Genomic DNA, 15,509 nt, shown 5'->3' with positions numbered 1-15,509 from the left:
CTCCTTTTAAATTAGTCATTAATGTCTTTAACTATTTGTTCCTCTTGAGAAACACTGGTTTGAGAAATAAATTCTTTTCTACCATAGTTTGAAACTATTCTTCGTTTTTCTAATCATATTAATAATGGTAGTGACATAGTTAATATAACAATATTTGCCACAAATACACCAATTAATAATGTAATTCCTACTCCAGCGATTGATGGAATTGTAATTGCTAAAATAATTGCAAACATTAAGTAAAATCCTGAAATATAAATTAATCTATTAATTCCAAATTTTAATGAATCAACAAACAATGATTTAACAAATTTATTATCTTTTAAGATTGATGTTATTTCTTTTCTTCCTGCTTTTTTAATAGCTTTAATTTCTTTTCTTAAAGTTTTTAGATGAGTTTTATTTTCTTTTCTAATATCTTTAATATCTTTTTTAAATTCTAAAATTTCAGGTGTTCTATTTGATTTGAATAGTGACTTAAATGCATCTCAAGCATAAAATTTTGATTTTTTAATAATTTTAATATCAACAATTTTTGTTCTGATATATTTAACACGCTTTTTGTTAGATTTATTTAGATCTTTTTTGTTATTAATAGCTTGTAAAACTTTATGTTTGATTATTGTCTGTGCATTTGCCTCTTTCTCAAACTCAAATCTTAATTCATTTTTATTTTTAACTGATATTAAAGTTTTTGTTTTTCCTAAAACAAATATTACAGACATTATTGTGAATGCTACTATTGAAATCATAGTTACTAATATTTCGGTGCTTAATGGCACTCTAAACATTATTACAAGTGAAGCTGTAATTAAAATAACAACTACAAGTGCCAATGCTAATGCTACATAATAAGTTCATTTGTATCTTATTAAGATATAAACAATTAAAATCAATAATAATATTGCAAATGCTATAAGTATTTGATTAATTTGTCCATAAGCAGTATATGGAATTTGGTACATTCCTAAAATACCTTTTGAAGCATTAGTGTAATTGTTTCCTAAACGAGTTTTTCCTGTAAAAATACCATTTAGTAACCTTTTTGTTTTGGTTATATTTGTTTGGTTAGAAAGTTCTATTTGAATGTATGGTAATAGATCATCTTCAGATGTTCCTTCACCCTTATATCCGTAATCTGCACCACTTTGTACTGAGTTTAACTTAGTAGTTCCTTTATAACCTGAATAAAAATCTTTAACTAAATTGTTATTAAATATGTATTCTATAGTATATTTACCTAAATCGGCCACAAATTCTTTATCATCTGTTCCTGATTCAATATCATTATGTTTATATGATTTTGCAATTTCTTCTGCGCCAGTTCTAAATTGGTTTGCTGTTTCTTCAGATTGAGCTTCTTCTATTTTTGCAACAACATTATCAAAGTTGTTTCCTGGAAGATTAGATAAATATTCACCATAAACAATGTATGTATTATCTTTTCCAAATAAGTTTGAATAATTAGGACCAACTGTAGCTGCTACAATACCACCAATTACTGAAAAAACTAATAATAAAACAATAATTATTCTATTCAAATTGAAAATTCAATTTTGATTACGTTTTGTTTTAACATTTTCAATTATGACTGTGTCTTCATTTGCTGAAACAGCTTTTGCAACATCACGATTAACTTTTAAGAAAGCAATTCAGTCTTTTTTATATCAACGAACTTTTTTGTTTGATTTTTCAATCTTTTCAATTTTTTGAGTTAATTTAATAACTTTTTCTTTATTTTTCTTAACTACTTTTAATTGATAATTTTTTTCCTTATTTTCAATTTTTAATTTTAAACTTTCAATTAAATCATTAATTTTTTTAATTTTTAATAATTCTTTTGAACTAACTTTGTCTTTATTGGTTAAGATGTTTAATTGATACTCATATTTTGATAAGTTAATTTTTTCACGAATTGCTACGCCTGAATTAATATCTTTTGTATCAATAGGTAGTCACAATGGATGATTTTTGAAAATTTGAAGTTTAACTGTTAAAAATAACATTAATCTGAACACTACAATAACTAAAATTAAGATTATAGCTGTTGATACAGTTGCAACTGTTGCAAAATTTTTCAATGACCCTGTTCCAATTCAGAAAATAATCAAGTTAGGAATTAATATTAAAATAAATGAATCAAGAATAATTCCTAAATTTTCTCTATATGATAATTTAAATGATTCAGTGATTGATCTTTTTTCTTTATTTAAATGTTTCTTAAATGCCTCAATCGTTAGAATACATGATTCTAATACTAGACCCAACATTACAAATATTAAAGTATAAATTTCAATTCCAATTGCTATACCAAATAATGTTGGAGTAAATAAAGTTATTGCTACTGAAGTTACTGCAATTATTAATGTATAAATACCCAATAGTCTATAAGCAATAATTAAGAAAATCATTGTTACAACAGCAAGGATTAATAAGAATATAATTGATGCTAATAACATGTAAAGAGTAATTTCAGGATTAAACTCAGTTAATTTAATAACTTTAAAACTAAATCCTGAAGTTGTTTGAGAAATTGAAGCCTCAATTGTTTTTGCAATGGTTGCTGATCTTGTTTTTACTTTTAATTGATTTGTTGATCCATTATAAACAACACTTGGTGTAAATGAAGATCTTGACAATTTTTCAGATGCTGATGAAACTCCTGTTTGAGTTACAGAATCATTAATCATGATAAAATTTTTATCAAAAATTGACTCATTTAAATATTGTGAAAATGTTGAAGATGAAGATTTTTGAGCAAATAAAACTTTTGATAACATAATGTCATTTATTGATTTAGCAATCTCATCAATTCTCATTGAGTTATCACCATATAATTTTACAGGAGCATAATATTTACCTTCTTGTTTATCACCACTTGCAGCTGTAAAATCATCTGTTGTTGAGTTTGGATCAATAACATATTTATTAACATTATTTGTAAAACTATAAGTATAGTTATTTGGTGCTTGTTTACCATCATATATCCCGTAAAATAAAGCTTTTAAATCTTTAACAATAAGCTCTGTATTCCCTGAAGTAAAAATACCTTCTGGAGAAGCACTATCAGTTCATCATTTGTTAAATGTTCCAGAAATTAGTGAAGTTGATTGCATTCTACCATCTTTAGTCATATAAGAAATTGTAAAGAAATCATCAATTACAGATTTATTTACCCCAGCATTTGGGTAATAACTTAAAATAGGCTGCAAAACACCCTTATAATAGTTTTCCAAATACTTATCAACTTCTTTTTCATTTGGAGATTGTAAGAAGTATTCTCTTAAATTATTTAAGATTGTTTCAAATGAAGAAATTACTGTTAAATTTGCAGGTGTTGGTGTTTGGCCTTCTGCTGCTGCTGATGCAGCTGTTAAATTTTTTAAATAACTTCCATTTGAACCCTCTTCAAAAGTTAAAAATGGTGAGTTTTGTTGACCTGAACCGCTTTCTGATTTATCAGGTGTATATTTAACTGACCCAAAAATTTCTGAAATTGCTAATTTATTAGTAATTTCATTATTACTATCATAAATACCATTTTCTGAACCTGTAATTTTTTTAACTGATGCATCATCAAATAAAACATCAGTATAAGCATTATTTGATTGAGTGAAAGCCATTAATCCACCATCTTGTTCTATGGCGTTAATAAATAGTTTCGGATTATTTTGATATTGTTCTTTAGTAGCTCTAATTGAAACCCTGTGTTGCCCTACGACTTTAACATCAATTGTATTATCTGAAAAAGGCGATAGTTTCTTTTGTAATGATTCGGCAGCTTTTCTAGCATCACCGTTTGGTTTTGATTCTAATTGCGTTGTTGAGTTTTGTTTTTTATCATATACTTCAACAAGAGCATCATATCCACCAGAATATCTAGTGTTTAGATTAGTTTTGTTTGCAACACTAATTGAAGAAAAAATAATTGAAATAATTAATGAAAAGATAATTAATAGCAGACAAAAAGTTTGCGTTATTTTCTTTAACGAAGGTTTTTTATTATTCATTTATTTACTCCTCCTTGTCTGAAAAGTTAATACTTAAAATAAAAAAGTATAATCTATAAAAGATTATACCTCATTTTGTACATTAACACCATTTTTTTTCATTTTTTTATATGTCTTAATGATAGTATTGCTTTCAATTTTTTTCATTAATTTACCATTATTCATAAATTCCTCTGTCAATGCTTTTTCGCGTAATTCATTATCAAAAGTATAACTAAAGTTTTTACCTTTAACAGATTTACTTCCAATGATATTAATTATCATATCTTCATCAATCTTCATTAAATAGTCTTCAATTTTTTTAAAGTATAACAATGGCATTGAAATCATAATTAAATCTTGCTCTTGATCATTTCATGCATTTTTCTTAGAAGTTACAGTTCTTCAAATAAAAATGTTATTTGTATATCCAACACTAAATAAGTATTGCTGTATGTCATTAATTTTATTTGTTGAAATAAAAAGGTTTAAAACTTTATTTTTTGGATAAAGTCTATTAACAGTTAAACCTTGAATAATAATTAATGTTAACGATGCAAATAAACTTGGTCCAATAATTCACTTAAATTTCATTTTTCAAATTAGTGCAGTTGTGTAGCTTGAATCAAACTCAGTTGTTGATGAAACATATTTTGATATGTTAAATCAATCATCACTGTTTCAATTATGCTCTAAATTTTTTCAACTTTGATTCATTGAATTATCTTTAACTTCACTAAGTACTTTATTTAAATGTTTACCTAAGTCAGAACTTATTAAAGAATCTCAATTATCATATTCATTGTAAACAGCGCTCAATTTAATAGTTTGATCAATATGCTCTGTTTTTAAAATAATTGTATTTAGACAAATAACAATAAACAAAATAAAAATATTAATTTTAATATTTAGTGAACCAATATCTTTATTTAACTTTTTTGAATAATAATAAGTTATTCAATCGCTTCCACCAGTAGATGCATTTGCTTTATAAGTGATTGAATAACTAAATCCATTAATCATTCCACCAAAAATAGCAAAACCGAAAATTCAAATAATTGCTCCTCATGCTCCAGGAACTGAACTAATTAAATTGTAGTCAATTAACAAACTTAATTCATTAGGATTAATATAAGGAACGTTTTGTAATATAAGGTCAAAGAAAATTGAAACAACAGAATAAATTAAAGTTAAAGTGGAGAATTTTCAACCTATCTTTATAAAACCAAAAATTACTAATGGAATATTCATGATGAAATAAATTATAAAATAAAGTGTACTTGCAGATACTGTTATATTATTAGCGCCAATAATTGAGAAAAAACGAGCAATGGCTCCTAGTCCCCCTGGGAAAAGCCCTGCATTACCAGTTATAGAAATAAAGTAGTCAATTGCTACTGTTGAAAGAAATGCTCCAATTAAAACATAAAGCAAATCCTTTCAAAAACCTATTGCATAATAGTTACGAACTTCAAATGCTTGTTTTCCCTTATTAAATTCAGCTTCATAATTTTTTTCATAGCTGGGATCATTTTTTACCATTAAGATTTCATCTGGAGAAAGTAGTAATGCTTTTTTACCATTAGACGAATAAATTTTTATTCTTTTTTTTCTTGTCATACCTACTTTTCCTTATTATTAATTAATTCCTTTAATTATAATACTAAAAATTATAAAAATAAAAAGCAGAATAATCTACTTTTTTAAATATTAATCAAATAATTCTTCACGACGTTTTCTGTACTTTTCTTTTTTAATTTTATCTATACTTTGTTTGATATGTTCACGGCGTTTTTTTCTTGTTATTTCATCAAGTTCTCTTTTTCTTTTTTTCTTATATCCTGGTTTAACTTTTTGATTACTATATTTAGCAATTACTTTTTTTGAATCAGTATCTAAATCTTCATAATGTTTAGCTTTTTTCTTGTTTTTGCTTCTAATTTCAATAAGTTGATTGTTATCCATTCTTAAACGAACAAATTCTATTCCTATTTTTTCTAATGCTTCAATTCTTTCTTGGTTTTTAACATTAAATAAAACATAACTTTCACCAGTCATTTTGCTTCTACCAGTTCTACCACTTCTATGAATGTAATATGAAAGATCAGTCGGCAAATCAATTGATATAACATGACTAACTCCGATAATATCAACACCTCTTGCAGCAACATCAGTTGCAACAACAAATTTAAATTCATTGTTTTTAATTTTCTTTAGCATGTTCATTCTTGTTCTTGGTTGTAAATCACCATGTAACTCACCAACATTTTGACCAGTGATTTCTCTAATTAATTTAACATATCTTGGGATGTCATCTTTATGATTAGAAAATATTAAACATAAATATGGATTAATAGAACTTAAAACATTAGTTAAAACTGGCTCTATTTCCTTATTTTTGGTATCAATTAAAACATGTTTAATGTTTTTGTTTGATACATTCTTTTCAGTTACATCGATAAAGTGAGCATTTCTTGCATATTTAGTAACAAAAGGTCTTAATTGTTCAGGTATTGTTGCACTGAACATTGACAAGTTAACATTTTGTTTAGCTTTTGATACAACAAAATCAACATCTTCAATAAATCCTAAATCAAAAATCATATCGCACTCATCAATAATGATGTAATCTGATGTTGTTGCCTTTAAATGGTTTTGCTCATATAGTTCTTTAATTCTTGTCGGAGTACCAACAGCAATTGTTGGTTGTCTTTTACCTAAAGATTCAATTTGCTTATTAATATCTTCTCCACCAATAAATAAGTCAACTTTAAGTTGAGGCTCATTTTTTATAAATGGTCTGACATTATCATAAATTTGTTTAGCAAGTTCTCTTGTTGGAGCAATGATTAAAGCTTGAACATTTTTTTTGTCTTGATCAAATTTTAAGTTATTTAAAATAGGCAGCAAAAACGCATGTGTTTTTCCTGTACCAGTATGAGAAAGAGCAATAACATTTTGATGTTTCTTAATTAGTGGTATTATTTCTGTTTGTATTCTTGTTGGTGTTTCAAAATTTATATCTTTTAAAGTATCATTAATATATTTTTTGAAACCAAAATCACTAAACTTTATTTCGTTATTATTTGACATAGTATTGTTCCTTTATATCTATTTTCTCTATTTTTAAATCCTTAAAATTATTTGATAGTCTTGCTTCAATATCGTTAATGAAATAGTTTTCCATATAATGTCCTACAACAATTAGTGTAACATTATTATCATTTGCATAAATTCAATCACTTCATTTAGCCTCTCCTGTTATAAAAACAGAATCTTTTATTTGCTTTGAAACTATTGAACTAGCTCCACTTCCTTGATTAATAAAAAACTTAGATGTTTTAAATTGATCATTGTTGTTTATTTGAATTGTTTTAGTATTAAAAATCTTTTTTAAGCTTTCAATTAATTCATTATTAGTTATTTCTTTACTTAAATTAACTTCTAGGTATTCTTTATGCAATAATGGGAATTTTGCTTTTTTAATACTAAATTGCTTTGAAAGTTCTTCAACAAAAGCATTGTATCCACAAATATCATAATTTGTATGAATTGAAAATACATATATATTTTGCTTTGTTAAAAATTTGATTAATTCTTTTTTAAAAGGATTTTCCTTTTCCTTATTTAAATCATTAAAAATAAACGGATGTCTTGTAATAATAAAATCAATTTTATTGTTTTTAATTCTATCAAGAGACATTTTGTTTAAATCCATTGTTATTAATACATTCAAAATTTCTTTATCTAAATCTACGACTTTTCTATTAAATTTTTGAATTCCTACATTATCTCACTCATAAGCTTTACTACTAGGGAATTTTTTATCTAAATATTTAATTAATTTTGTCAATTTCATTTAAAAAACCTCTAATTTCTGTAATCTTATTTTCAATGTCATTGTATGATTTATGATGTTTAGTTTTATCTATTTTATTTAATATTTTTTTAAATTTAATAATTTCATTTTCATAATATTTAATGTTCTCATTATTGTTTTTAAAAAAGTTTTTATTTCCAAATAAAATGTCTTTTTCAGAAACTAAATTTTTATCGTTTTTTTCAATAATTATAACTCAATACCCTTTTTGACTATCAATAATATAATCTTCAAAACTTATTGAATATTTTTTATTTGCAACTCAGCTTCTAATGTTGCTAACTTCAGTATTAGAGCAAATAATATATTTACCAATCTTTTCATTATCACTTTTTATAATTTCAAGAATAGTTGTGCTACCTAATCCGCAAATCGTAACAACATCAATTTCTTTAATATCATCTTTTAAAACAAAATCCAAACCATTACTTAGAATAGTTTGCATTTTTTCAGAACAATTATGTTGTTTAATATTTTTCTTAGCTCAACCTAATGGTTCACTATTAACATCAACTGCATAAGCAAATTTTGCTTTTCCCTCTTTAACTAAAGTAATTGGCAAATATGCATGATCTGTTCCAATATCTGCAACAACATTGCAAGAATCAATTAAATCTGCAATAGTTCTTAGTCTTTTTGTTAGCATATTAGCCTTTATAAAATTCTTTTAAAACTTTACCTGATTTATTAGTATTAGCAGGTTGTTTTAATTTTCTAATTGTTTTAGCTTCAATTTGTCTAATTCTTTCTCTTGTAACATTTAATTCTTTTCCAACTTCTTCTAAAGTTTTTGATGCCTCATATTTTAATAAATGTTCTTGAATTATTTTACTATCAACAGTTCTAATTTTTTCAACTGGTGTTTCTAAATGAATATCAAATTTTTTAATTGCTTTTGCTAACTCTGGAGCAGTTTCATCATTACATTCTTCAGCTAATCTAATTAATGTTCTAACTTTAGTTGGAACTATTCCGTATCTCATACGAATGACTTTTTCTTCTCTTGCTGGCATGTCTTCAAAAACTTTATCAATAACTTCTCTTAGAATTTCTTTTTCTGTAAAATCTGTTGGAGAAATCATGTCTTTATCTTCAACAAAATCTCCAAAGTGAGTATCATCTTCATCACCAAATGGCTTTTCTAAACTAACAGGCTCAACAGCAATCTTTTTAATTTCAACAACTTTTTCAGCTGTCATATCTCCACCCATTCTTTCAGCAACTTCTTTAGATGAAGGTTCTCTACCTAATTCCTGAGTTAATTGTCTTTCTATTCTTGAAAGTTTGTTGATTGTTTCTACCATATGCACAGGTATTCTAATTGTTCTTGCTTGATCGGCAATAGCTCTTGTAATTGCTTGACGAATTCATCATGTTGCATAAGTTGAGAATTTAAATCCTTTTTCATAATCAAATTTATCAACTGCTTTAATTAAACCAATATTTCCTTCTTCAATTAAGTCAGCAAAATCTAATCCTCTATTTAAATGTTTTCTAGCTACTGAAATAACTAATTTTAAGTTAGAAGTGATTAACATATCTCTTCCTTCTTTTCTTTCTTCTGGATCTTCAGAATTAGCCAATTTGGCATAAACAATTTCTTGATCTTTTGTTAAAATTTTTGTTTGTCCAATTGTTGAAAAATAAGTTTTAATTAAATCTTGAATTTTAGTCTCATTTGAAATTGAACCTACTCTGTATTTAGTAGTTCCAGCATCTTTTGGTCTTCTACCAGGTCCTTTTCTTTCACCAATTAATTCATCAGCATAAGCGTCATCATCAGCAACTTCTACATCTTCTTCAACTTCTTCATCAAGATCAATTTCTTCATCAAGATCAATATCTTCTAAATCTGTAAACTGAATGCCTTTTGCTTGTAAGTCTTCTAATAATTTTTCATATTCATTATCTGTTGCATTTGCAAATATTTTACTAAAACTCATTTGAACTTCTTCAGATGTTATTTCGTTATTATTTTGCTTAGCATATTCAACTGTTGATTCATAAAAATCTTCAATTGTCTTAATTTTTGCTATTTCTTTTTTATCCATGTATTTTTTCATTTTGTTCCTCTTTCACTAATTATTTTTATCTTTAAAATTTGCTAGTCATTCTTCTCTTTTTTTTATTCTTTCGGATAGAATGTCCATTAAATTTTCCCGATCAATTCTACTTAAATTTTCTGCTTTTAGCATTTCATTAATTTCATTTATTTTTTTTTCGTTGGAGTACATTTTAAGCTTCTCAAATGAATTTTCAATTAACTTAGATGTATTTATATTCGACTTAATTCTAAACATTAAGGGATCTAATTCAAATGTTTTTATTTCTTCCAATGTTTCTACTGAAAAACTTTGAGTTAAAATTTCTTTAATTTGAGATTCATTATAATTTATGTTTTCTTCATATGAATTAATGATTTTAGATATTAATCTTCCAAATTCTTTATGTGGGAATTTAACTTCTCTGATCTTCTCTTTAACTAAATCTAAATTCTTATTTGATTTTATTAGATCAAATAAAATAGTTTTTTCAGCTAACTCATATGCTTTTAAAGAAGTTAGAACATTGAAGCTTGTATTACCGTCTTTTTTTTCTTCAGGTTTAATTTCTAAATTTCGTTCGATTGTGTCTACTTTTTTATTAAAACCATTTAAATTTTGTTTTAATGATATTTTTTTGTAAAAACTAATAATTGCAGTTTTTGATAAACCTGTAACTTTTTCAAGTTCTTCAACTGAAGTCTCATATAATATATTGTTATTACATTTTAAAACAAATGAACATATTTCCTTCATAAATTCTTCAACTGAATTAAAGTCCTTTGAATCAACTTTAGGTCAACGTTTTGAAATTATATATTGAAGTGGGTTCAAAGCTTCAACAACCATTTTTTCAAGTTCTGATTTTCTGCCTTGTTTAATTAATTCATCAGGGTCATTATTTGTAGGATTATTTACAATCAAAACCTTTTGATTATTTAAAATTAATGTTTGAGAAGCCTCGATATTCCCTTTTATTCCTGGTTCATCACCATCTAAGAACATTTTTACAGTTCCTTTAATAGTTTTAAATAAATTTACATGATATTGAGATAAAGCAGTTCCCATTAATGCAATTGCGTTATCAATTCCATTTTTGTGTAAGCTTATTACGTCCATATAACCTTCAAGAACAATTATTTCTTTTTTAATTCGTGCTGCTCTAATTGCTTCACTAAAGTTGTAAGCAATTTTTCTTTTTGAAAAAACCCTTGTTTCTTTTGTATTTAAATATTTTGGTCTATCAGAATTTGTTTCTATTATTCTTCCACTGAAACCAATTAATTCTTTATTTTCATTTCTAATAGGAAATAATATTCTATCTACAAAAATATCATACAATTTTTGATGTTCTTCATTATAAGTTCCTAAACCAGCATCAACAATATCTGAAATGTTGTATCCCTTACTTATTAAATGTTCAACTAAACTTTTTGTTTTTGGCAAGTACCCAATTTCAAAAAAAAGTATATCTTCATTTGTTATATCTCTTGAATGTAAATATTTAACAGCAGGTTTTGCTTCATTAGATCTTAAATTTAATTTAAAAAATGCTAATGACTCCTCATTCAATTTGTAAATAATTGCATCTTGATTTTGTTTTAAAGGTACATTACTTTCAAATTTAGATAAATCATAATTTATTAAACCTGCTAATTTTTTAACAGCTTCTTGAAAACTTGTGTTATCAAAATCTTTAATAAAATCTAAAACTGTTCCTGAAACTTGACACGAAAAACATTTAAAAAACTTTTTTTCGGGTGAAACTGACATAGATGCATTTTGATCTTGGTGAAAAGGACATAAACCTCAGAAATTTCTTCCTTTTTTAGAAAGTGTTACTCTTTCACTAACAATAGAAACTATATCGGATTTTTGAATAATATCGTCAATAACTTCTTTTGGTATTAACATGAACATCACTTCCTTTCAATATATGAATTAAAATTTAAGTTTTAAATATGTTTCAAGTTCATTTAAATCAATACGAACTTGTTCCATTGAATCTCTTTCTCTTACAGTGACTGAATTTGTTTCTGGAGTATCAAAGTCGACAGTAATAACAAAAGGTGTTCCAATTGCATCTTGTCTTCTGTATCTTTTTCCAACATTGCCAGTTTCATCATATGTAACGTCAAAATTATTTAAAAGTTGATTATATAAAGCTTGAGCCTGATCATTTTGTTGTTTTTGCAATGGCATAACAGCTATTTGATATGGAGCTAAATTGTAAGGTAATTTCATAACTACACGTGAGTTTCCCTCACCTAAATTTTCTTCATGATAAGCTTGCCATAGAATAGCTAGCATCATTCTTTCAACACCAACGCTTGGTTCTATCACATGCGGTAAGATTTTTTGGTTAGTTGTTGGATCTAAATAAGTTAAATCCTGTTTAGAAGCTTCTTGATGAGCATTTAAATCAAAACTTCCTCTATGAGCAACACCTCATAGTTCACCTCAACCAAACGGGAACTTAAATTCAATGTCGCTTGTGGCTGTTGAATAGTGAGCTAGTTCATCTTTTTCATGATTTCTAACTCTATAATTTTCTTTGCTTATTTTAACTTTGTCTTGTAAGAATATTTCAACTTCATTTAATCAATATGAAAATCAATCTTTTTCGTCAGATGGATTAAAGAAAAATTCTAATTCCATTTGTTCAAATTCACGAGTTCTAAAAATAAAGTTACCTGGTGTAATTTCATTTCTAAATGATTTACCAATTTGACCAATTCCAAATGGTAATTTTTTTCTTAAAGATCTTTGTGCATTTTTAAAGTTAATAAAAATACCCTGAGCAGTTTCAGGTCTTAAATAAACACTTGATGATTCATCTTCAAGCACACCTTGATTAGTTTTAAACATCAATGCAAATTTTCTTATTTGTGTAAAATCACATGCTTGACATTTAGGGCACTTAATATTTTGTTCTTTTATAAATTCTTCCATTTGATTTTCAGTCATAACTCCAGCATTAATTTCAGAATTAAATTCTTCAATTAATTTATCGGCTCTTCATCTACTGTTGCACTTTTTACAATCAATTAATGGGTCATTGAAACCATCGATGTGACCACTCGCTTTTCAAACACTTGAATTTAAAATGATTGAACTATCCAAACCAATGTTGTAAGGATTTTTTCTAACAAAATGATTTCATCAAGCTTGTTTCAATTTATTTTTAACTTCTACTCCTAATGGACCATAGTCTCATGAATTAGCTAGTCCTCCATAAATTTCTGATCCCTGAAAAATAAAACCTTGAGATTTTAAATGGGCAATTAATTTCTCCATATCTTTCTCCTTTATTGTCTATATGTAAAAATAACAAAAGTCAGCTATTGGCTGACAATGAAACTATTTCAATTATAAATTATTCTATCTTTAAATACTACTGTTTGTCAACACTCTATGAGAGTACTCTCAAAACGTGTTTTCATTATATACTTCTTTTTTTAAAATCTCTTTTATTGGGAATGAATATATTCCTAATTCATTTAAATAATATCCTAAGATTAATTTAGAGATAATTATTTCATAAGATACGTTTATAGAGAATTTTTGTATTGTGAAAAATGTGTTATTATCCATCCTTTGCAAATACTTAATAAACTCAAAGTCTTGTTCTTCTTCATTTTCATAAATACAGTTTGGACAAACAAGACCAAAATTATTTAAATCAAATCTTCTGTATATTTTACTTGGTTTATTACATCTATAACATTTTTTTAGTTCTCAATTTCCACCAAAGTTTTTTAACGAATAAAATAGGAATCAAACCATATTTGAAAAGGGATTTATTTCGTCATTAATGTTCTTAATTGCTTCTTGAAGCATGTCAAACCACTTAGGGTCTTTATTGTAAAATAAATCTTCTTGCAAAATGACTGAAGATATAATACTAGCAAACAAATAGTTATTGTATGATTTAGTTATTTTAAAATTGTCATTTATTAGTGTTCCGGTTTTTAACTTTGAAATAGATTGAGCTTTTCTTGACTTAAATATTTCAAAATTAGCTACTGAAAACAGATTAAGTGAGTAATTGTTTTTACTTGAAGGTTTATTTGCTCCAAGCGCAATAAAGCTTAGTTTACCGAATTCTTTAGAGTAAACTGTAATTATTTTGTCATTTTCTTCATAATTAAAAGAATCTAAAACAACAGCTTTTATTTTTATTTCACTCATTAGTATTTATCCTTGTCATATCCCATCTTCTTAATTAAACTTGCAGAGTTTCTTCAATTTTCTTGAACTTTTACAAATAATTCTAAGTTCACATCTTTTTCAAAAAGCTCTTTTATTTGTTTTCTTGATTTATATTTAATATCACTTATTTTTTTACCTTGATGGCCTATAATAATTCCCTTTTGAGATTTTCTTTCAACAATAATTGATGCAACAATATTAATTTCATCTTCTGTCTCTTCAAGTTCATCAACAAGTATAGCAACTGAGTGAGGAACTTCTTGTCCAGCTTTTAAAAGTACACTTTCTCTTATTATTTCTCTAATTGCAAAACGATTAGGTTGATCTGTTATAGAATCTTCGTCATAAAAATAATGTCCTGTTTCAGGTAAAAAACCAACTATTGTTTCTATTAATTTATCAATATTAATATTTTCAGTTGAAGAAGTAATAATTATTTCATCAAAGATTTTTTCGTATGTGTTTCATTCAGTTGCTTTTAAAAATAGTTTTTCTTTGCTAACAACGTCTGCTTTTGAAATAACAAGTATTTTTTTAATGTCATTTTTTTTTGATAATTCATTTAAAATAAATAAATCATTTTTTCCTATTGTTTCATCAGCTGGTGCCATAAATACAACAACATCTACTTCTTTCATACTTCTCATAGCACTTGAATTCATAAATCTATCAATTTGATTTTTTGATGTGTGTATCCCAGGTGTATCCACAAATATTAATTGATATTCTTTTTCTGTCAGAATACCTCTTATATTATTTCTTGTTGTTTGAGCTTTATTTGTAACAATTGAAATCTTATGACCTATTATTTTATTTAATAAAGTTGATTTACCAACATTAGGTCTACCAACTATAGATATAAATCCTGATTTAATTTTATTCATCTTTGTCCTCTATTTCTTTGTAATCTTCTTCTGTAAATTTGATTGTGTAATTTATTTTATTCATTTTAAGTATCTCATCTTGAATGAAAAACATTTCTTCTTCATCTTTTTCATTTTCTTCATGATCATAACCCATTAAGTGTAAAAAACCATGAGTGAATAAAAATCCCATTTCTTCTTTTAAAGAGTGCTCATACTTAATGCTTTTTCTTTCAGCTTCTTCAATACAAATAAAGATGTCTCCTATTTCTTGATAACCCAAAGCTTTTATTTCTTGTTCTGACATTTCTATTGGAAAAGAAGTTACATCAGGTATGTAAGAATAGTTTCTATATTCTTGATTTAATTTTTGAGCTGGTTCGCTATCTAAAAAAGTAATAGATAAATTTATTTTATTTTTTAGTTTCAGATATTTAAAACCTGACTTAATTATCTGCATAGCTAATTCTTCTCATTCTTTTACTTTTAAATCAGTTTCATTTATAAAATCAATATTTATCAT

The 15,509-nt window shown here is 25.9% G+C and carries 11 protein-coding genes; all 11 read right to left on the bottom strand.

The window, feature by feature from the left end:
- Window positions 1-11: 11 nt before the first annotated feature.
- The 11 genes from MENTO_RS01460 to ybeY all read right to left on the bottom strand — a co-directional run bounded on the left by MENTO_RS01460 (window position 12) and on the right by ybeY (window position 15,509).
- Window positions 12-4,010, bottom strand: coding sequence for a protein translocase SecDF, variant type (locus MENTO_RS01460; protein ID WP_099651114.1), 3,999 nt, complete (start codon window positions 4,008-4,010; stop codon window positions 12-14).
- Between the two features lie 63 nt (window positions 4,011-4,073).
- On the bottom strand, window positions 4,074-5,609 hold the full coding sequence (locus MENTO_RS01455) for a YitT family ABC transporter (RefSeq protein ID WP_099651113.1): 1,536 nt from the start codon (window positions 5,607-5,609) through the stop codon (window positions 4,074-4,076).
- A 90-nt stretch (window positions 5,610-5,699) separates the two neighbouring features.
- Complete coding sequence (locus MENTO_RS01450; RefSeq protein WP_164704004.1) at window positions 5,700-7,064, bottom strand: DEAD/DEAH box helicase; 1,365 nt, start codon at window positions 7,062-7,064, stop codon at window positions 5,700-5,702.
- 7 nt (window positions 7,065-7,071) lie between these two features.
- Window positions 7,072-7,848 carry a Nif3-like dinuclear metal center hexameric protein gene (locus MENTO_RS01445; protein ID WP_099651111.1) on the bottom strand — a complete coding sequence of 259 codons (777 nt, stop codon included), beginning with the start codon at window positions 7,846-7,848 and terminating at the stop codon, window positions 7,072-7,074.
- Window positions 7,826-8,515, bottom strand: coding sequence for a tRNA (adenine(22)-N(1))-methyltransferase (locus MENTO_RS01440; RefSeq protein ID WP_099651110.1), 690 nt, complete (start codon window positions 8,513-8,515; stop codon window positions 7,826-7,828). The genes MENTO_RS01445 and MENTO_RS01440 overlap by 23 nt, the downstream gene beginning before the upstream one ends.
- A 1-nt stretch (window position 8,516) precedes the next feature.
- Complete coding sequence (locus tag MENTO_RS01435; RefSeq protein WP_099651109.1) at window positions 8,517-9,932, bottom strand: sigma-70 family RNA polymerase sigma factor; 1,416 nt, start codon at window positions 9,930-9,932, stop codon at window positions 8,517-8,519.
- A gap of 15 nt (window positions 9,933-9,947) precedes the next feature.
- Window positions 9,948-11,825 carry a DNA primase gene (gene dnaG, locus MENTO_RS01430; protein ID WP_167372673.1) on the bottom strand — a complete coding sequence of 626 codons (1,878 nt, stop codon included), beginning with the start codon at window positions 11,823-11,825 and terminating at the stop codon, window positions 9,948-9,950.
- Window positions 11,826-11,852: 27 nt separating this feature from the next.
- Entirely contained in the window at window positions 11,853-13,208 is a 1,356-nt protein-coding gene (locus tag MENTO_RS01425; protein ID WP_099651107.1) for a glycine--tRNA ligase, read from the bottom strand.
- A gap of 90 nt (window positions 13,209-13,298) precedes the next feature.
- Window positions 13,299-14,102, bottom strand: a complete 804-nt coding sequence (gene recO, locus MENTO_RS01420; RefSeq protein ID WP_099651106.1) for a DNA repair protein RecO — start codon at window positions 14,100-14,102, stop codon at window positions 13,299-13,301.
- Window positions 14,102-15,007, bottom strand: coding sequence for a GTPase Era (gene era / locus MENTO_RS01415; protein ID WP_099651105.1), 906 nt, complete (start codon window positions 15,005-15,007; stop codon window positions 14,102-14,104). The genes recO and era overlap by 1 nt, the downstream gene beginning before the upstream one ends.
- Window positions 15,000-15,509, bottom strand: coding sequence for an rRNA maturation RNase YbeY (ybeY, locus tag MENTO_RS01410; RefSeq protein WP_099651104.1), 510 nt, complete (start codon window positions 15,507-15,509; stop codon window positions 15,000-15,002). The genes era and ybeY overlap by 8 nt, the downstream gene beginning before the upstream one ends.

The sequence above is a fragment of the Mesoplasma entomophilum genome, from assembly GCF_002804125.1.
GTDB classification, from domain to species: Bacteria; Bacillota_I; Bacilli_A; order Mycoplasmatales; family Mycoplasmataceae; genus Mesoplasma; species Mesoplasma entomophilum.
The sequence above is the reverse complement of the archived record's forward strand: the minus strand, read 5'-3'. Positions and strand labels throughout refer to the sequence as shown.